Source organism: Caulobacter vibrioides OR37 (assembly GCF_000372645.1).
Taxonomy (GTDB): domain Bacteria; phylum Pseudomonadota; class Alphaproteobacteria; order Caulobacterales; family Caulobacteraceae; genus Caulobacter; species Caulobacter vibrioides_E.
The window spans coordinates 182322-198744 of sequence record NZ_APMP01000004.1 but is presented as its reverse complement, the minus strand read 5'-3'; the positions used below and the strand labels follow the sequence as shown (position 1 = coordinate 198744).

General features: G+C 67.7%; 17 protein-coding genes. 12 read left to right on the top strand and 5 right to left on the bottom strand.

What is annotated here, in order from left to right; genetic code table 11:
* Positions 1 to 115 precede the first annotated feature (115 nt).
* The 6 genes from OR37_RS05895 (at position 116) to OR37_RS05870 (ending at position 4369) form a co-directional block, all read left to right on the top strand.
* Entirely contained in the window at positions 116 to 685 is a 570-nt protein-coding gene (locus OR37_RS05895) for an adenylate kinase (protein ID WP_004616897.1), read from the top strand.
* A gap of 175 nt (positions 686 to 860) precedes the next feature.
* Positions 861 to 1229 carry a 30S ribosomal protein S13 gene (gene rpsM / locus OR37_RS05890; RefSeq protein WP_004616895.1) on the top strand — a complete coding sequence of 123 codons (369 nt, stop codon included), beginning with the start codon at positions 861 to 863 and terminating at the stop codon, positions 1227 to 1229.
* A 12-nt stretch (positions 1230 to 1241) separates the two neighbouring features.
* On the top strand, positions 1242 to 1631 hold the full coding sequence (gene rpsK / locus OR37_RS05885; RefSeq protein WP_004616890.1) for a 30S ribosomal protein S11: 390 nt from the start codon (positions 1242 to 1244) through the stop codon (positions 1629 to 1631).
* Positions 1632 to 1707: 76 nt separating this feature from the next.
* On the top strand, positions 1708 to 2724 hold the full coding sequence (locus tag OR37_RS05880) for a DNA-directed RNA polymerase subunit alpha (protein ID WP_004616889.1): 1017 nt from the start codon (positions 1708 to 1710) through the stop codon (positions 2722 to 2724).
* Positions 2725 to 2924: 200 nt separating this feature from the next.
* A complete protein-coding gene (gene rplQ / locus OR37_RS05875) occupies positions 2925 to 3338 on the top strand; it encodes a 50S ribosomal protein L17 (RefSeq protein WP_004616886.1) in 414 nt (137 codons plus the stop codon).
* Positions 3339 to 3559: 221 nt separating this feature from the next.
* Positions 3560 to 4369, top strand: coding sequence for a DUF4908 domain-containing protein (locus OR37_RS05870; RefSeq protein ID WP_054508513.1), 810 nt, complete (start codon positions 3560 to 3562; stop codon positions 4367 to 4369).
* 29 nt (positions 4370 to 4398) lie between these two features.
* Here OR37_RS05870 and OR37_RS05865 read toward each other — a convergent pair whose 3' ends face one another.
* The 3 genes from OR37_RS05865 to OR37_RS05855 form a co-directional block, all read right to left on the bottom strand.
* Positions 4399 to 4989 (bottom strand): hypothetical protein, encoded by a 591-nt coding sequence (locus OR37_RS05865; protein ID WP_004616881.1) that lies wholly within the window; start codon positions 4987 to 4989, stop codon positions 4399 to 4401.
* A gap of 112 nt (positions 4990 to 5101) precedes the next feature.
* A complete protein-coding gene (locus OR37_RS05860; protein ID WP_004616879.1) occupies positions 5102 to 5944 on the bottom strand; it encodes an ABC transporter permease in 843 nt (280 codons plus the stop codon).
* Positions 5944 to 6837, bottom strand: coding sequence for an ABC transporter ATP-binding protein (locus OR37_RS05855; protein ID WP_004616876.1), 894 nt, complete (start codon positions 6835 to 6837; stop codon positions 5944 to 5946). The genes OR37_RS05860 and OR37_RS05855 overlap by 1 nt, the downstream gene beginning before the upstream one ends.
* A 188-nt stretch (positions 6838 to 7025) precedes the next feature.
* Between OR37_RS05855 and OR37_RS05850 the strand changes: the two genes are divergently transcribed.
* The 3 genes from OR37_RS05850 to OR37_RS05840 all read left to right on the top strand — a co-directional run bounded on the left by OR37_RS05850 (position 7026) and on the right by OR37_RS05840 (position 11260).
* A complete protein-coding gene (locus tag OR37_RS05850; protein WP_004616874.1) occupies positions 7026 to 8276 on the top strand; it encodes an alkaline phosphatase family protein in 1251 nt (416 codons plus the stop codon).
* Between the two features lie 194 nt (positions 8277 to 8470).
* Positions 8471 to 9721 (top strand): TCR/Tet family MFS transporter, encoded by a 1251-nt coding sequence (locus tag OR37_RS05845; protein ID WP_004616872.1) that lies wholly within the window; start codon positions 8471 to 8473, stop codon positions 9719 to 9721.
* Positions 9722 to 9823: 102 nt separating this feature from the next.
* Positions 9824 to 11260 (top strand): Do family serine endopeptidase, encoded by a 1437-nt coding sequence (locus OR37_RS05840; RefSeq protein WP_035017033.1) that lies wholly within the window; start codon positions 9824 to 9826, stop codon positions 11258 to 11260.
* On the opposite strand, the gene OR37_RS05835 is transcribed toward OR37_RS05840, so the two are convergent.
* Entirely contained in the window at positions 11238 to 12437 is a 1200-nt protein-coding gene (locus tag OR37_RS05835; protein WP_004616868.1) for a glycosyltransferase family 87 protein, read from the bottom strand. The genes OR37_RS05840 and OR37_RS05835 overlap by 23 nt on opposite strands.
* Before the next feature lie 86 nt (positions 12438 to 12523).
* On the opposite strand from OR37_RS05835, the gene OR37_RS05830 reads away from it, so the two are divergent.
* The 3 genes from OR37_RS05830 to OR37_RS05820 are packed head-to-tail and all read left to right on the top strand — an operon-like array spanning position 12524 to position 15170.
* A complete protein-coding gene (locus OR37_RS05830) occupies positions 12524 to 13825 on the top strand; it encodes a replication-associated recombination protein A (RefSeq protein ID WP_004616866.1) in 1302 nt (433 codons plus the stop codon).
* The gene (locus OR37_RS05825; RefSeq protein WP_004616863.1) at positions 13822 to 14652 is read left to right on the top strand and encodes an RluA family pseudouridine synthase; all 831 of its coding nucleotides are present in this window, start codon (positions 13822 to 13824) and stop codon (positions 14650 to 14652) included. The genes OR37_RS05830 and OR37_RS05825 overlap by 4 nt, the downstream gene beginning before the upstream one ends.
* Positions 14649 to 15170: a CC0125/CC1285 family lipoprotein gene (locus OR37_RS05820; protein ID WP_004616861.1), complete on the top strand. Its 522-nt coding sequence runs from the start codon at positions 14649 to 14651 to the stop codon at positions 15168 to 15170. Before OR37_RS05825 ends, OR37_RS05820 begins: the two co-directional genes overlap by 4 nt.
* A 3-nt stretch (positions 15171 to 15173) precedes the next feature.
* Here OR37_RS05820 and OR37_RS05815 read toward each other — a convergent pair whose 3' ends face one another.
* Positions 15174 to 16409 (bottom strand): hypothetical protein, encoded by a 1236-nt coding sequence (locus OR37_RS05815; protein ID WP_035017001.1) that lies wholly within the window; start codon positions 16407 to 16409, stop codon positions 15174 to 15176.
* Positions 16410 to 16423 lie beyond the last annotated feature (14 nt).

The window sequence follows — 16423 nt, the reverse complement described above, 5'->3', positions numbered from 1 at the left end:
AGCGTCGGAATCCGGTTTGTCACAAAACCGGCTTCCGTTTTCCGTCCCGGGGCTCTAGGTCTGCTCCGGGAGACCAGCCGGGCGCAGACTCGGTGAGACGCGCGAAGGGGCTTAAATGAACTTGATCCTGTTCGGACCGCCGGCGGCGGGGAAGGGCACCCAGGCCAAGCGCCTGGTCGCCGAGCGCGGCATGGTGCAGCTCTCGACCGGCGACATGCTGCGGGCGGCGATCGCTTCGGGCTCGGAGCTGGGCCAGAAGGTCAAGGGCGTGCTGGACCGCGGCGAGCTGGTCACCGACGAGATCGTCATCGCCTTGATCGAGGATCGTCTGCCCGAGGCCGAGGCGGCCGGCGGCGCGATCTTCGACGGCTTCCCGCGCACGGTCGCCCAGGCCGAGGCTCTGGATAAAATGTTGTCCGCGCGCGGACAGAAGATCGACGCCGTTCTCCGACTCAAGGTAGACGAGCCCGCCCTGATCGAGCGGATCAAGAAGCGGTTCGAGGAACAGGGGCGGCCGGACGACAATCCCGAGGTCTTCGTGACTCGCCTGGCGCAGTACAATGCTCAGACCGCGCCTCTGCTGCCCTATTACGAAGGGCAGGGGAAGCTGACGGAACTGGATGGGATGGGTTCGGTGGAAGCCGTGGCCGCGTCCATCGACGCCGCTCTTTCGGGAGTGGCTTAAGAAACCCCGAATTCCCTGGACACCCGGTGGATTCAGTTGTTGACGGAAGCGAAACGATCCCTATAACGGGGCGCTTCCGCGAAAGGGCGCGATCCGTGCGCGCCGGTTTGGATCTCGTAGGTCCTACCGGGTGCGCCGTTCGCGTCTCTAGTGCGTGACTAGGAGAACATTAGACGTGGCCCGTATCGCAGGCGTCAACATCCCGACGAACAAGCGCGTTCTGATCGCGCTTCAGTACATTCACGGCATCGGCCAAAAGTCGGCTCGTGAGATCATCACCAAGGTGGGCATCGAGGATGCGCGTCGCGTCAACCAACTGACCGACGCCGAAGTCCTCGCCATCCGCGAAACGATCGACCGTGACTACACCGTCGAGGGCGACCTGCGTCGCGAGAACTCGATGAACATCAAGCGTCTGATGGACCTGGCCTGCTATCGCGGCCTGCGTCACCGCAAGGGCCTGCCGGTCCGCGGTCAGCGCACCCACACGAACGCTCGTACCCGCAAGGGTCCGGCCAAGCCGATCGCCGGCAAGAAGAAGTAAGGTAGCCTGACGATGGCCAAGGAACCGGGTCGCGTTAAAAAGCGCGAACGCAAGAACATCACCTCGGGCGTGGCGCACGTGAACGCCTCGTTCAACAACACCATGATCACCATCACCGACGCCCAGGGCAACACGATCTCGTGGTCCTCGGCTGGCATGATGGGCTTCAAGGGCTCGCGCAAGTCGACCCCGTATGCCGCTCAGATGGCCGCCGAAGACGCGGGCAAGAAGGCTGCGGAACACGGCGTGAAGACCCTGGAAGTCAACGTTTCGGGTCCGGGCTCCGGCCGTGAATCGGCTCTGCGCGCCCTGCAGGCGGCCGGCATGACCATCACGACCATTCGTGACGTCACGCCGATTCCGCACAACGGCTGCCGCCCGCCCAAGCGTCGTCGCGTCTAGTACTTTTTAGACGACAATTCTCCTTCGCCGGCTGCGCTAGACGCGGCCGGCGAGCCGCGTTCAAGGGACCGACCACGTGATCGAAAGAAACTGGAACGAGCTGATCCGTCCTGAGAAGCCGCAGATCGAAACCGGGGCCGACGCCAGCCGCAAGGCTCGCATCGTCGCCGAGCCGCTGGAGCGTGGTTTCGGTGTGACGCTCGGCAACGCCCTGCGTCGCGTTCTTCTCTCGTCGCTGCAAGGCGCCGCCGTCACCGCCATCCAGATCGATGGCGTGGTGCACGAATTCTCTTCGCTCGAAGGCGTCCGCGAAGACGTCGTCGACATCGTTCTGAACATCAAGCAGCTGGCCGTTCGGATGCACGCCGAAGGTCCGAAGCGCATGACCCTGCGCGCCACCGGCCCCGGCCCGGTGACCGCCGGTCAGATCGAGACCCCGGCCGATATCGAGATTCTGAACCCCGACCACGTGCTCTGCACGCTGGATGACGGCGCCAACGTGCGCATGGAGTTCACGGTCAACACCGGCAAGGGCTACATCCCGGCCGACCGCAACCGTCCGGAAGACGCGCCGATCGGCCTGATCGCCGTCGACGCTCTGTACTCGCCGGTCAAGCGCGTCGCCTACCGCGTCGAGCCGACCCGTCAGGGCCAGTCGCTGGACTATGACAAGCTGATCCTGGAAGTGGAAACCAACGGCGCCGTCACCCCGGTGGACGCCGTGGCCTACGCCGCCCGGATCCTGCAGGACCAACTGCAGATCTTCATCACCTTCGAGGAGCCGAAGGCCAAGTCGGCCGACGAATCCAAGCCGGAACTGCCGTTCAATCCGGCCCTGCTGAAGAAGGTGGACGAGCTGGAACTGTCGGTCCGTTCGGCCAACTGCCTGAAGAACGACAACATCGTCTACATCGGCGACCTGATCCAGAAGACCGAAGCCGAGATGCTGCGCACCCCGAACTTCGGCCGCAAGTCGCTGAACGAGATCAAGGAAGTGCTCGCCGGCATGGGTCTGCACCTCGGCATGGACGTGCCGAACTGGCCGCCGGAGAACATCGAAGACCTGGCCAAGAAGTTCGAAGATCAAATCTAAGAACCTTCGAAGCCTATCGCGCTAAATCCGGGCCGCTCTTCCTCTCTTCGGAAAGGGAAGGCGGCCTGGGCCTTTTGAAGCCGCTACGCGGTGGAGGGCCCCGGCGCTTCGCTCTGAACCCGGTCGGGACGGACCAGGATTGGTGACAATCAGGCGCGCCTTGTCAGGCCGCTCGGGCCAAGCGCCCAGGAGAGAAGAAAATGCGTCACGGCTACGCCCACCGCAAACTGGGCCGCACCTCGGCTCACCGCACCGCCATGTTCGCCAACATGTCGGCCTCGCTGATCAAGCACGAGCAGATCGTCACCACCCTGCCGAAGGCCAAGGAACTGCGTCCGATCGTCGAAAAGCTGGTCACCCTGGCCAAGCGCGGCGACCTGCACGCCCGCCGCCAAGCCATCAGCTCGGTTCGCGACGTCGAACAAGTCGGCAAGCTCTTCGCGGTCCTCGGCCCGCGCTACAAGGACCGTCAGGGCGGCTACATCCGCGTCCTGAAGGCCGGCTTCCGTTACGGCGACAACGCCCCGATGGCCGTGATCGAGTTCGTCGACCGCGACGTCTCGGAAAAGGGCAAGGACTCGGGTCCGGTCTTCACCGCCGACGCCGAAGACTAAGAGATTTCAGGTTCGCCTGAACGACAAGGCCCCGGAGCGATCCGGGGCCTTTTTCGTTGGGCTTCGAAGGGGATAGGGGACGGTCTTCGGCGGCCAAGTCGACCGCCCTGGGGTGGCCATGGGGTTAGACGGTGTTGCAGGCGAGCGACACCGAAGCGCCTAAGTTGAGCCGCGATGGCGACCCAAGACTTCGCGACCAATATTCGCCCCACTCGGCGATCATGACCCAAGGCATGAAAAGGCGGTTGGCGGCGATGACGAGGGCTGGGGCGCGCGCGATACTGCTGGCGTTCGCTTTTGCGGCCTGCGCCGGGGCTGCGAACGCCCAGCAGTCGACCCACAGTCTCCGCGACGCGCTGTTCGGCGGTCGCGGAGGTGCGGAATCGCGCAGGCCGCCGCCGCTACTGGCTCGCTATGTGTCCGAGACTGGCGACGCCTTCGTTCTGGATCTAAGCTCGTCCCAGCCGCTGATGAAGTTCGAGAACAGCGCCGAGGTCTGGGTGTTGTTCGCCCAGCCGGGCCCCCGAGGCGACATCATCTACAAGAACGAGTTGGGCGAGCCAGTGCTGCGCTCCAGCAAGCTGGGCGGCATGACCTTATTCACCAGCGACCGGCCATACGGCGACGCGGCCGCTCTGACGGGGAAGGCTACCTCGCTCCAGCCGCCGTCGTTCCTGTCCGTCAGCGCGGTGTACCAGCGGTTGCTACAGGCCAGTGTCCGCGTTAGCCGGGCGGCGCGGCATGCCGTCTCGTTCGAGGCCATCGGCGACGCCAACGGGGGCGATGATGTGACGCCTGGTACTTCGGTGTTGGTGGCCGACACCGCCACCGTAACCGCCGAGGCTTTGGAGGGCATGGCTCGGAACGGCGATCGGTCGCTGCTCTCCCGCCTGGTTCGGGTCTTGCTGGTCAGGGGCGCCAAGCCCGGAGCCAGTTTGAAGGGCGGCGATCTGACCGTCACCTATGCCCCGGACAAGGGCTTGGCTGGCCGGCCTTCGTCAAAGCGGATCACTAAGGTCGCGACCCGGTAGGCGAACGCCGCCTTGTCCGAAGGCCAGCTTCAAGGCTTGGGTGTTTCCGGCTTGGGCGCTGCCGGGTGTCTGGCGCGGATCATCTTGAGCTGTTCGGCCTGCTGAGCTTGGGTCGGCACGCCCAGCTCAGCCCGGAGGGCGTCGGAGACGAGATCGCGGTCATAAGGGTCCTGACCCATCTCCTCGCCAGTCTTGGCCATGAACTGCGTGCCATAGATCTGCGGCTTGTCGATCTTCATCAGGTAGCGATCCAGCGTGGCGCTGGCGATCCAGAGCGACGAGTTGTCGCCCTTGCCGACGGCGACCATCGCCAGGGTGTGGGCCAGCAGATAGTCGTTTGGCGCCGCGCCGTGCTGATAGATGAACGCCGCGTGGCGGAAATCCTCGGCGGTGTGCAAGGCGCCGTCGGCCAACAGTTTCCGCGTGGCTTCGCGGCGCTGTTCATCGCGCGGGGTCACTTTCGACCAGTCGATCGGCGTCTTCTGACGGTCGCCCTGATCCTCATCATAGATGCGGGTCATTTCGGCGTTGGACGTCGGCGGCGTCGGTCCCTGGGCCTGGGCGGGCAGGGCCAGAAAGCCGAGCCAAGTCAGGGCCAGCAAAGGCGTTCTCAGGCTCATCGCGTCCTCCATCTCCAAGTCCAGCTTGGACTATGGAGGGCGTTTCGCGAAGATTGCAAAGGCGTTCGGCGCACCCATGGGGGGATTGGCCGGTTCGCCTCCGGCCCACCGGCTACTCCCGCGTCAAATCCTGCCGTTGGAACAGGAACACAGCGCCCGCCGAGAGGGCGACGATCCAGGCTGCCAGCGCCGCCAGGGCGGGGCCGGCCGAGCTGGCTGCCGGGCCTAGCTGGGCCGGGTCCAGCAGGGCGCCGCGCAAAAGGTCGGCGTCGAAGACCGGGATGGCCAAGAGCTTCCCGGTGACCTTGCCCTGGTCCATCAGGCGCAGGGACGTGGACAGCACCGTCTCGACGAAGCGCGCGCCCAGGCAAGCGATGACCACGCCCATGGTCGAGCGCGAGAGGACCCCGACACAGGCCGCCAGCGCCGCCAGGGTCATGGCCTCCAGCCAGGTGATGGCCAGCACGCCGATCGCGTCGAACACCGTGCGGTCCATGGCCGTGACGATCAGCGCCTTGCGGCCGATGGCCGAGCCGATGATCGTCGCCAGGGCCGACAGTACGGCGGTTAGCAGCAGGTTCCAGAAGATCGCCTCGCCCACCACCAACAGCTTGGCCAGCAACAGGTTCGGGCGGGTGTTGCGCGGGGTCAGCAGCCGCCAGGTCTCCGCCCTATAGTCGCCGGCCAGCACGGCGGCGGCGCCAATCATCAGGAACAGCGCCGAGAAGGTCGAGCACCCGTCGGCCAGCGCCTTGATCACCTGGTCCAGCAAGGCCACGGACATGCCCGGCATCGGCTGGCGGATGACATTGCGCAGGAAGAGATCACCGCCAATGCTGAGCACGAAGCCCGCCAGCGGCGCGAAGCAGAAGCCCCAGAACAGAGCGGAGCGGTCGCGCAGCAGGCGGAAGCGCTCGGCGAGAATGGCGTCGGTTAGCATCAGGCTGTTCCCCATCAGGCGGCTTCCTGATCCAAGGTCTTCAGGTAGACGCCCTCAAGATCGGCCTCGCGCCAGCGGGCCTCGGTGATCTCGACCCCGGCCTCGACCAGGGCGCGGATCAGGGCGGGGGCTTCGTCGCGGCGGATGTCGGCCAGCGCCGCGTCGGCGCCGTCGGCCTTGCCCTTGTCGCCCAGCACCGACAACACCTGGGCGATGGGGGAGGCGGCGGTGATGCGCAGCCGCGCCTCGCCGGCGGTCAGCTCGGCCACGCCGCCCTCGGCGACGACCTTGCCCTTGGAGAGGATGGCCACCCGGTCGCAGACGCGCCGCACCTCGTCCAGCTGGTGGCTGGCCAGGATCACGGTGACGCCCTCGCGCTGGGCCAGGTCGACGATCAGGGCGCGAATTTCCTGGATGCCGGCGGGGTCCATGCCGCTGGTCGGCTCGTCCAGGATGACCAGTTCGGGCTTGGTGAAGAAGGCGGCCGCCAGGCCCAGGCGCTGCTTCATGCCGACCGAGTAGCCGGCGGTCGAGCGATCGGCGGCCTCGGTCAGGCCCACGCGCGCCAGCCAGCCGTCGATGTCGGCGCCCTTCCGGCCGCTTTCCAGCGCCAGCAGGGTCAGGGTGTCGCGGGCGGTCAGGTAGGCCGGATAGCGCGGGGTCTCGATCATCGCCCCGACCTTGCGCAGGGCGGAGATGTCGCCGGGCGGGGCGCCGAACAGGCGCGCCGAGCCCGAGGTGGGGCGCACCAGGCCGAGCGCGATCCGGAACAGGGTGCTCTTGCCCGCGCCGTTGGGTCCCAGCACCCCGAACACGCCGCCGGCCGGAATGGCGATGGAGAAGTCGTCGAGGGCGCGCACCGCCCCGTAGGTCTTGGTGAGGCGGTCGGCCTCCAGGGCGATCGACATGCGAGATTCCCGGGCGCCGACGAGTCGGCTCGACGCCGGGGACTATGGCGGTCCGCCGCCCTCGCGCCAAGTTAAGAGCCGGTCATGCCACGAACCGGTCCTATCGGAGCCGGGCGAACGGCGTTCGTCACACGCCTGCAACGCGGGGCGTCGATCAGGGAGGCTCCGTTGTGTTAAGCGAGCATCCCATGCTGGTCCGTCGTCTTGTTTCGCTGGTTCTCGCCGCCGGTCTGGCGCTAGCGGCTGGCGTCGCTCAGGCGCGGGAAAAGGCCCCGCACCTGACGATCCTGGTCTCGCTTGACGGCTTCCGCGCCGACTATTTGGATCGCGGCGTCACGCCCAACCTCAAGGCCCTGGCCGACGAAGGCGCGCGCGGGGCGATGCGGCCCTCGTTCCCCAGCCTGACCTATCCGAACCACTACACGCTGGTGACCGGCAAGCGTCCGGACCGCAACGGCGTGATCGGCAACGAGATGGAGGACGCCGCGATCGGCGGTCCCAAGTTCACGATGAACGGCGAGACGGCCAACGATCCGCGCTGGTGGAACCAGGCGATCCCGTTCTGGGTCTCGGCGATCAAGCAAGGCAAGCCGGCCGCCGCCATGTTCTGGCCCGGCTCCGAAACGGTGATCGACGGCGTCCGTCCGGTCCATTGGGTCAAGTACGATTCCAAGTTTCCCTATGACGCTCGCGTCGATCAGGTCCTGGCCTGGATGGACAGCGCCGACGGTCCGCCCCTGGCGTTCACCACCCTCTATTTCGACGCCGCCGACACCGAGGGGCACCACTACGGCCCGGACTCGCCCGAGCTGCGGGCGGCCCTGGTCGAGCTGGACCGCTGCATCGGGCGTCTGGTGGCCGGCCTGAAGGCGAGGGGACGTTTCGAGACCACCGACATCGTCATCGTGGCCGATCATGGCATGGCGCCGCTGCCGGCGGCCAACCGCATCGTGTTGGACGACTTGATCGATATGTCCTCGATCCGCCTGGTCAACAGGGGCGCGATCACCACCTTCTCGCCCCGCCCCGGGCGCGAGCCGGCGGTCGAGGCCGCGGTCTTGCGTCCGCTGCCGCACATGACCTGCTGGCGCAAGGACCGGGTCCCGGCCCGCTTCCACTATGGCCGCAATCCTCGCATCCCGGCGATCGTCTGCCTGTCGGAAACGGGCTGGTACACGACGACGCGCGCGGCCCAGGACGAGGCCGGCAAGAAGAGGTCCAACCCGTGGGACGGCAAGGACGGCGGCGCCCACGGCTTCGATCCCTACGATCCGCTGATGCGCGCGGTGTTCGTCGCCCATGGACCCTCGTTCAAACCCGGCGTCGTCCTGCCGCTGTTCGACAATGTCGACGTCTATCCGCTGCTGGCGCGGATCACCGGCGTGAAGCCGGAGCCGGGCGACGGCTCCCTGAAGGTCGTGAGCGCGGCCCTGCGGTAGGGCGGGGCGGCGTCGACCACGCGGGCCCTTGCGGCGCGATCGAACAGCGTCCACCTAGAGCCCTTTCCGATCTGATTGATCCAATCAGATCGGATAAAAAGGGCTCGAAATCAGAAGTTTAGAGCATTTTTCGATCCGATAACCGTTTCACACTTATCGGAAAATGCTCTAGAGCGGCTTGGGGAGAGCGACGCATGACACAGACCATCACGGGCGCGAAACGACAGGCGGCCCTGGGCTTCATCTTCATCACCGCGATCATGGACGTGCTGTCCCTGGGCGTGATGATCCCCGTCCTGCCCAATCTGGTGAAGTCGTTCGGCGGCGGCGATACGGCCGTGGCGGCCGACTGGGTCGTGCTGTTCGCCACCGTCTGGGGCGTGATGCAGTTCTTCTGCTCGCCGATCCTGGGCCTGATGTCCGACCGCTTCGGCCGCCGTCCGGTGATCCTGACCTCGATCTTCGGCCTGGGCGTCGACTTCCTGTTCATGGCGTTCGCGCCCAGCCTCTGGTGGCTGTTCGTGGGCCGGATCTTCAACGGCATGACCGCCGCCAGCTTCTCGACCGCCAGCGCCTATGTCGCCGATGTCACCACGCCCGAAAACCGGGCCAAGGGCTTTGGCTTGATGGGCGCGGCGTTCGGCGTCGGCTTCACCTTCGGGCCGATGCTGGGCGGCTTCCTCTGGCAGTTCGATCATCGCCTGCCGTTCCTGGTCTGCGCGGGTCTGGCGCTGTGCAACTGGCTCTACGGCTTCTTCGTGCTGCCGGAGTCGCTGCCGCCCGAGCGTCGGCAAACGCGCTTCGACTGGAAGAAGGCCAATCCGATCGGCTCGCTGCAACTGCTGCGCAACCATCCGGGGCTGCTGGGCCTGGCCGGCGTCGGCTTCCTGTTCCAGCTCGCCCACAACGTGCTGCCCAGCGTGTTCGTGCTCTATATGGGCTTCCGCTACGGCTGGGGTCCGAACACGGTCGGCCTGACGCTGATGGCCAGCGGTATCTCCAGCATCATCGTCCAGGCCCTGGTCGTGGGCCGGGTGGTCAAGGCTGTGGGCGAGCGCGGGGCTCTGTTGATCGGCCTGTTCTCGGGCTTCGCCGGCTTCATGATCTACGCCCTGGCGCCGACCGGCCTGCTCTATCTGTGCGGCCTGCCGCTATTTTCGCTGACCGGCCTGATCCAGCCGGGCCTGCAAGGCTTGATGACGCGCCGTGTCGCGCCGAACGAGCAGGGCCAGTTGCAGGGCGCCAATTCGGCGATGATGGGCATCTCGTCGATCATCGGCCCGTCGCTGTTCCTGATCCCGTTCGCCTTCGCGATCCGCCACGACGCGACCCTGCATATGCCGGGCCTGCCGATCCTGATCGCCGCGACGCTGATGCTGGCCGCGACCTTCCTGGCCTGGGCCAAGGCGCGTCCGCTTCCCGCCTCGGAACCACGGACGGCCTGATCCCTTACACACACGCCGAAACCTCGACCTTTCCCCGCCTTGAACTCGCCCGAAAGCTCGGCTGAGTTGGCGTTGGAACCGCTAGGAGCCTTCTTGAACACCATGCGCCCCATCCGCGCCCTGCTGCCCGTCGTCGTCCTGCTGGCCGCCTGCTCGAACCCGACCGGCCAGTCGCAGGCCCAGTCGATCCCCGACATGCCTCAGCCGACGCGCCACGTCCCGACCGACGCGGCGTCGATGAAGATGTCGTTCGCGCCCGTGGTGAAGAAGGCCTCGCCGGCCGTGGTTAATGTCGCTAGCCGCCGGGTGGTGCGCCAGCGCGCCGATCCGTTCTGGGACTTCTTCATGGGCGGCGGCGGCGCGCCGCGCGAGCAGATCCAGGGCTCGCTGGGCTCGGGCGCGATCGTCCGCGCCGATGGGGTGATCATCACCAACCACCATAATATCGAGGGCATCGTCGAGGGAGCTGGCGACATCACCGTCCAGCTGGCCGACCGCCGCGAGTTCCCGGCCAAGGTGCTGCTGGACGATCCGCGCGCCGATCTGGCCGTGCTGAAGATCGACACCAAGGGCGAGAAGCTGCCCGTCATGGCCATCGACGACCAGGCGCGGCTTGAGGTCGGCGACCTGGTGCTGGCGCTCGGCAATCCGTTCGGCGTCGGCCAGACGGTCACCAACGGCATCATCTCGGCCCTCGCCCGCACCGACGTCGGCGCGGCCGATTTCGGCAGCTACATCCAGACCGACGCGGCGATCAATCCGGGCAATTCGGGCGGTCCGCTGGTCGACATGGACGGCGACCTGATCGGCATCAACACCTTCATCATCTCGCGCTCGGGCTCGTCCAGCGGGGTGGGCTTCGCCATTCCCGCCGCCGTCGTCCGGCAGGTGGTCAACGCCGCGTTGGGCGGCGGCCACAGCGTCGTGCGGCCCTGGCTGGGCGTGAAGGGCCAGCCGGTGACCGGGGAAATCGCCCGGAGCCTCGGCATGGCCGCGCCGCGCGGCGTGCTGGTGGCCCAGGTCTATCCCGGCTCGTCCGCCGACCGCGCGGGCCTGAAGGAAGGCGACGTGATCCTGTCGATCGACGGCCAGGCCGTGAACGACGACGGCGCCGGCGCTTTCGCCATCGGCACCCACAAGATCGGCGACAGCGTGCCGGTCCAGATCCAGCGCAACGAGCGCCCCCAGACCCTGACGATCCGCGCCGCGGCCGCGCCGGATGTCCCCGCCCGCGACGAGCGCGTCCTCAAAGGGCGCAACCCGTTCGACGGCGCCACGGTGATCAACCTTTCGCCGGCGGCGGCTCAGGATCTGAGCATCGATCCCTTCGCCGGACGCGGCGTGCTGGTGACCAAGTTGCAGCAGGGCTACGCGGCCAACGCGGGCCTGCAACCGGGTGACTTCATTCGCGAGGTCAATGGCCGCGCGGTCAACACCGTCTCCGACCTGAGCGCCATCCTGGCCGGTTCCGCGGCCCGCAACTGGGTGGTGACGATCGAGCGTCAGGGGCAGCGGATCACGGCGCGGTTCTCGGTGTAGTCCGCTCGGTCCAGGCCGCGCGGACCAGCAGGGCGAACAGGGGGATCAGGATCAGCGGTCCCAGCGGGATCCCGTTGAACACGCCCGAGAAGATGAACATCGGCAGGCAGAAGCCCGTGATCGTCAGGATGCGTTCTCCCGGGCGCCAGGCCTGGCCGGGCGCCATGCGCGCGGCCGCCAGCATCACGGCGGCGGCCGACACCATCGGCATGTCGTAGACGAAGGCGTAGGGCGTGGTCAGGAACACACCGACCTGCAGGGCCGCGGAGTCGAGGCTGCTGGGCGCGGCCTCTTTCCGGCCGCGATGGAACAGGGCCAGCAGGATCACGGTGACGGCCCCGGCGATCGTCAGTTGCGCGACGGACAACACCGTATGGCTGGCCCCGGCGCTGCGAAGAGCGGCGCTGACCGTGGGCATTTTCCAGCCGAGGCTGCTCCACTCCGCCTCGATCGTGCGCGAGAACCGGGGCAGGGCCTTGATCCAGGCCAGCCAGGCCGGGAGGCCGAACGCGACGAGGCTGGCGGCGACCAGGGCCAGCACCGTTCCGCCGGTGGCGAACAGCGTGCGCCAGCGACGGCCGGCCAGCAGGACCAGCGGCAGCAGCACGAACAGCTGCGGCTTGCAGGACAGCAGTCCCAACAGGACGCCGGCCAGCAGGGGGCGGCGCTCCATGATGCGAAGAGCGCCGATCAGCAGGGCCGCTGTGATCAATCCGTTCTGGCCGAAGATGATGGTGAGGACCGTGGTCGGCGCCAGCACCGCCAGCCAGGGCAGCAGCGAGCGCTCGGCGGTCGCCCCAACCGCGAGGATGAAGCCGCCGAGACCTAGAACCGTCCAGACCAGATAGGCCGGCAGATAGCCCAACATCCCCAGCGGCTTGAGAAACAGCAACAGGGTCGGCGGATAGGCGCACGGATAGAAAGAATGGAAGCCAGGCAGCAGGGCGTGCTGGAAGCTCTCCAGCAGCTTGAAGTCATAGATCCGCGCGGCCGGCATGGTTTCCAGGAAGCGGCCGAAGCTCCAGAAGGCGTAGAAGTCCGAGAACAGCGGCGTGTCGCCGGTCGGCTTGTAGGTCCAGAAATAGAGCGCCATGCTGACGACCTGGTACAGCCCCAGCAGCACCGCCGCCGCCACCAGCACGCGCGAGGTTCCGCGCTTGTCCGGTTCAGCATCCATGCCCCGTCCCCCTCATGCTTAACGCGCGCACTTTGAGGGCAAGGTGATAACGGGACTTGAACGCGATGGGCTGCTAGAACGATCGCATGTCCGATCTCTTCCAGGCCGCCGGCCTGACGCCCCACGCGCCCGCCCCCTTGGCCGACCGTCTGCGGCCCCAAAGGCTGGAGGACGTGGTGGGCCAGCAGCATCTTCTGGGGCCCGACGGTCCCATCGGCCGCATGGCCGCGGCGCATCGCCTGGCTTCGATGATCCTGTGGGGACCGCCCGGCACCGGCAAGACCACGATCGCCCGCCTGCTGGCCAAGGCCGGCGGCTACGAGTTTCAGCAGATCTCGGCCGTGTTCTCGGGCGTCGCCGACCTGAAGAAGGCCTTCGAGCAAGCGCGCGCGCGCCGCATGGCCGGCCAGTCGACGCTGCTGTTCGTCGACGAGATCCACCGCTTCAACCGCGCCCAGCAGGACGGCTTCCTGCCGTTCGTGGAGGAGGGGATCGTCACCCTGGTCGGGGCCACGACCGAAAACCCCTCGTTCGAGCTGAACGGCGCCTTGCTGTCGCGCTGCCAGGTGTTCGTGCTCAAGCGGCTGTCCGACGAGTCGCTGGATCTCTTGCTGCAACGCGCCGAGGCGGCCGAGGCGCGGTCCCTGCCGATCGACGCCGAGGCCCGCGCCGCGCTGGTGGCCATGGCCGACGGCGATGGCCGTTACCTGCTGACCCTGGCCGAGACCCTGTTCTCGGTCGGCGCGGACACGCCGCTGAACGCGGCCCAGCTCGCGCAATTCCTGCAGAAGCGCCGGCCGGCCTACGACAAGGACCGCGAGGAGCACTACAACCTGATCTCGGCCCTGCATAAGTCGGTGCGGGGCAGCGATCCGGACGCGGCGCTGTACTGGCTGGCGCGGATGCTGGAGGGCGGCGAGGATCCGCTGTTCATCGCCCGCCGCCTGGTGCGCATGGCCTCGGAGGACATCGGCGCCGCCGATCCGCTGTCGCTGCTGCTGACCACGGCGGCCAAGGACGCCTTCGACTTCCTGGGCAGCCCCGAGGGCGAGCTGGCCCTGGCCCAGGCCGTCGTCCACATGGCCAGCGCGCCGAAGTCGAACGCGGTCTACGCCGCCTTCAAGGCCGCCCGTCGCGCGGCCAAGGAGACCGGCAGCCTGGCGCCGCCGGCGCACATCCTCAACGCGCCGACCAAGCTGATGAAGTCGCTGGGTTATGGCGACGGCTACGCCTATGACCACGACGTCGAGGGGGGCGTGTCGGGCCAGAACTATTTCCCGGACGGCATGGGTCGTCAGCGGTTCTATCAACCCAAGCCGATCGGGGCCGAGGCCAAGGTTCGTGAGCGTCTGGACGCCTGGAGCCAACTGCGCAAGGACGGCAAATGAGCGCGCCGAAGTTTCGCCGTCCGCCCGGCGTCGCCAAGCCCAAGGCCGTCGAGATCCCCATTGTCTTGACCCCCGAAGAGATCGAGGCCGCGAGGTCTTGGGTGCTCTACGAGGACGAGACGATCATCGTGCTGAACAAGCCCGCGGGGCTTTCCAGCCAGGGCGGCCGGATCAAGGCCCATACGCTCGACGACCTGCTTTGGGCGTTCGCGCGGCCCAATCGGCCTCGTCCGAGGCTTGTCCATCGCCTGGACCGCGACACCTCGGGCGTGATCCTGACGGCCAAGACCAAGCCGGCGGCGGCCTTTCTGGGTAAGGCGTTGGAGGCCAAGCGGTTTCGCAAGTCCTATCTGGCGATCACGGCCGGCGCGCCCGAGCCGAAGGGCGGCATGATCGACAGCCCGCTTCGGCGCGAGTCGATCGGCCGCGAGGCGTATATGCGGGTCTGCGCCCCCGACCATCCAGACGCCGAGACCGCCCGCAGTCGCTATCGCACCCTGGCGCACAACGCGGGCGCGGCCCTGGTCGAGCTTTCGCCCGATACGGGGCGGATGCATCAGCTACGGGTCCACATGGCCTCGATCGGGCGCCCCTTGGTCGGCGACACTCGCTACGGCGGGGCGCTGATGCTGGGCGGCGTGGCCGCGCCGCGCCTGATGCTGCACGCGGCCAGCCTGACCTTCCCGCATCCCTTGGGCGGCGAGCGCAAGGTCACGGCCCCGCTTCCGTCCGATTTCAGGACCATGCTGGCGGCGCTGGACCTTCCGGCGCCGGAACAGCCGCGTCCGGCGACCGTTGATCAGGACGAAAGAGGTGCGAGCGCATGACCGTCGTGAAAACCGCCAAGCCCCTGATCGCGCTGGCCGCCGCGAGCCTCGTGCTGGCCGCCTGCGCCACCGCCCCGACCGTGTACCGGGCGGCCGCGCCCGGCGCGGTCGGTGAGATCGGCTATTCGGAATATCGCCTGGAGGCCGGCCGCTATCGGGTCACCTTCCAGGGCGGTCCCGGCGCGCCCGAGAACCAGATCGCCGACTACGCCCTGCTGCGCGCCGCCGAGCTGGCCCTGCGCGACGGCTATGACTGGTTCCGTGTCGCCGATCGCTCGACCACGGTCAGCGGCGAGTCGAGCGGCCCGCGCTTCTCGGTCGGCGGCGGGTCAAGCACCTATGGCCATCGCAGTAGCGTCGGACTCGGCGTGGGGACTAGCTTCAACCTCGGTCCGGGTCCGGCGTTTTCGCGATCCCTGGAGGTCGTGTTCGGCAAGGGACCGACGCCGCGCGACCGCGACGCCTACGACGCGCGCGACGTGGTCAAGCAGATCGGCTACGGACGGCAGCGGATTTAAGAGCTAAGCCGCCGCCTGTCGGCTCAGAGGATAGACGGCGCGCAGTCCGGCATGGGTGAGGCCCGCCGTTTCGGCGGCGGCGAAGTAGCCGTCCTGGGGCAGACCCTGCAGGATGGTCATCGGCGCCAGGCCCCGGGCGTCGCGGCCGAAGGCCATGATGTCCATCGCGATATTGTTGGCCGCGCCCGCCAGGTCGGAGGCGTCGAGCGTCAGGCCGGCCAGGCGAGCGTCGCGCAGTACGCGCAAGGCCTCCTTGTCGGGCGGCACCCGGGCGATCACGCCGTGGGTGAGGGCGCGCAGCAGGCCGACGACCTCGAGCAGGCGACCGGCGGGCGTGCCGCGGGTGATGTCGACCAGCTCGATCATCACCCCGCCGCGAAGCAGCGACAGCGACAGGCCGGCGGTGCCGGTCAGGAGGTCGCGTCCGCGCTGGGTGCCCAGGGTGCGGAAGGACGCGGGCAGGATCAGCTCGGGCGTCGCCGGGCCTTGGGCCGAACGGGCGAAGACCGAGGCGTATTTCAGCGTCGACTCGTCGATGAAGGCGACATCGCGGTCCGACAGCTTGGTCAGGGCCCGCGATGAGGCCTGCCGCCCGCTGGCCAGGTGCGTGACCATCGGCTCGACCCGGACGGCGGTGGTGACGTTGCGGCGCAGGCTGATGACGTGTTCCAGCGTGAAGTCCACGCGCAGCGCCGCGCCGCCCGCCGTGGTGAAGGCCACCGGCGTGCGTCGCGCCTCGTCGGCGGGGTCGACCGAAATCCGCACCGGTGAGCGCGCCGAGTCCCGGCGAGCGCGGGCGGCCAGCACGACGGCCGCGTCGACGGGCTTGCAGACGGCTTGGCCGCCTTCCACGCCAATCACCGAGCGCACGCGCAGATCGGCGACATCCGCCGCGCCCAGCAGGTGGGTCAGGACGTCTTCCAGGATCTTGACGCTCGTCGCCTGGGCGGCCAGGCCGTTGTCGTTGTTCATCGCGATCAGGAATTCGCTGTCGGAGATCCGGGCTCGCATGTCCTGGCGATCCAGGTGCTCGCCCAGCTTGCGCTCCACGTAGGTCCAGACATCGGCGCGCTTCTGGGCCCACCATTCGCCGGCCCACGCCTTGACCGCCTTGACGCTGATGACATTCACCGAACCGCGCGGAATCAGCTCCGAGCGAACCAGGCGCTCGGCCACCGGGGCGGGGAGGGAGACCCGCTCGATCGAGGCTTCGGCGATGGAGGGGGTGTCGGAGGGCATGGTTCGGGCGCTTT

What these genes read in the sequence shown, in the direction of transcription:
- OR37_RS05845 (WP_004616872.1), top strand. Translation starts at nt 8,471, where the DNA reads ATGACACAGACCATCACGGGCGCGAAACGACAGGCGGCCCTGGGCTTC.
- OR37_RS05855 (WP_004616876.1), bottom strand. Translation starts at nt 6,837, where the DNA reads ATGTCGATCGCCCTGGAGGCCGACCGCCTCACCAAGACCTACGGGGCG.
- OR37_RS05840 (WP_035017033.1), top strand. Translation starts at nt 9,824, where the DNA reads ATGCGCCCCATCCGCGCCCTGCTGCCCGTCGTCGTCCTGCTGGCCGCC.
- OR37_RS05860 (WP_004616879.1), bottom strand. Translation starts at nt 5,944, where the DNA reads ATGGGGAACAGCCTGATGCTAACCGACGCCATTCTCGCCGAGCGCTTC.
- OR37_RS05825 (WP_004616863.1), top strand. Translation starts at nt 13,822, where the DNA reads ATGAGCGCGCCGAAGTTTCGCCGTCCGCCCGGCGTCGCCAAGCCCAAG.
- OR37_RS05835 (WP_004616868.1), bottom strand. Translation starts at nt 12,437, where the DNA reads ATGGATGCTGAACCGGACAAGCGCGGAACCTCGCGCGTGCTGGTGGCG.
- OR37_RS05815 (WP_035017001.1), bottom strand. Translation starts at nt 16,409, where the DNA reads ATGCCCTCCGACACCCCCTCCATCGCCGAAGCCTCGATCGAGCGGGTC.
- OR37_RS05895 (WP_004616897.1), top strand. Translation starts at nt 116, where the DNA reads ATGAACTTGATCCTGTTCGGACCGCCGGCGGCGGGGAAGGGCACCCAG.
- rpsK (WP_004616890.1), top strand. Translation starts at nt 1,242, where the DNA reads ATGGCCAAGGAACCGGGTCGCGTTAAAAAGCGCGAACGCAAGAACATC.
- rplQ (WP_004616886.1), top strand. Translation starts at nt 2,925, where the DNA reads ATGCGTCACGGCTACGCCCACCGCAAACTGGGCCGCACCTCGGCTCAC.
- OR37_RS05850 (WP_004616874.1), top strand. Translation starts at nt 7,026, where the DNA reads ATGCTGGTCCGTCGTCTTGTTTCGCTGGTTCTCGCCGCCGGTCTGGCG.
- OR37_RS05820 (WP_004616861.1), top strand. Translation starts at nt 14,649, where the DNA reads ATGACCGTCGTGAAAACCGCCAAGCCCCTGATCGCGCTGGCCGCCGCG.
- OR37_RS05870 (WP_054508513.1), top strand. Translation starts at nt 3,560, where the DNA reads ATGACCCAAGGCATGAAAAGGCGGTTGGCGGCGATGACGAGGGCTGGG.
- OR37_RS05865 (WP_004616881.1), bottom strand. Translation starts at nt 4,989, where the DNA reads ATGAGCCTGAGAACGCCTTTGCTGGCCCTGACTTGGCTCGGCTTTCTG.
- OR37_RS05830 (WP_004616866.1), top strand. Translation starts at nt 12,524, where the DNA reads ATGTCCGATCTCTTCCAGGCCGCCGGCCTGACGCCCCACGCGCCCGCC.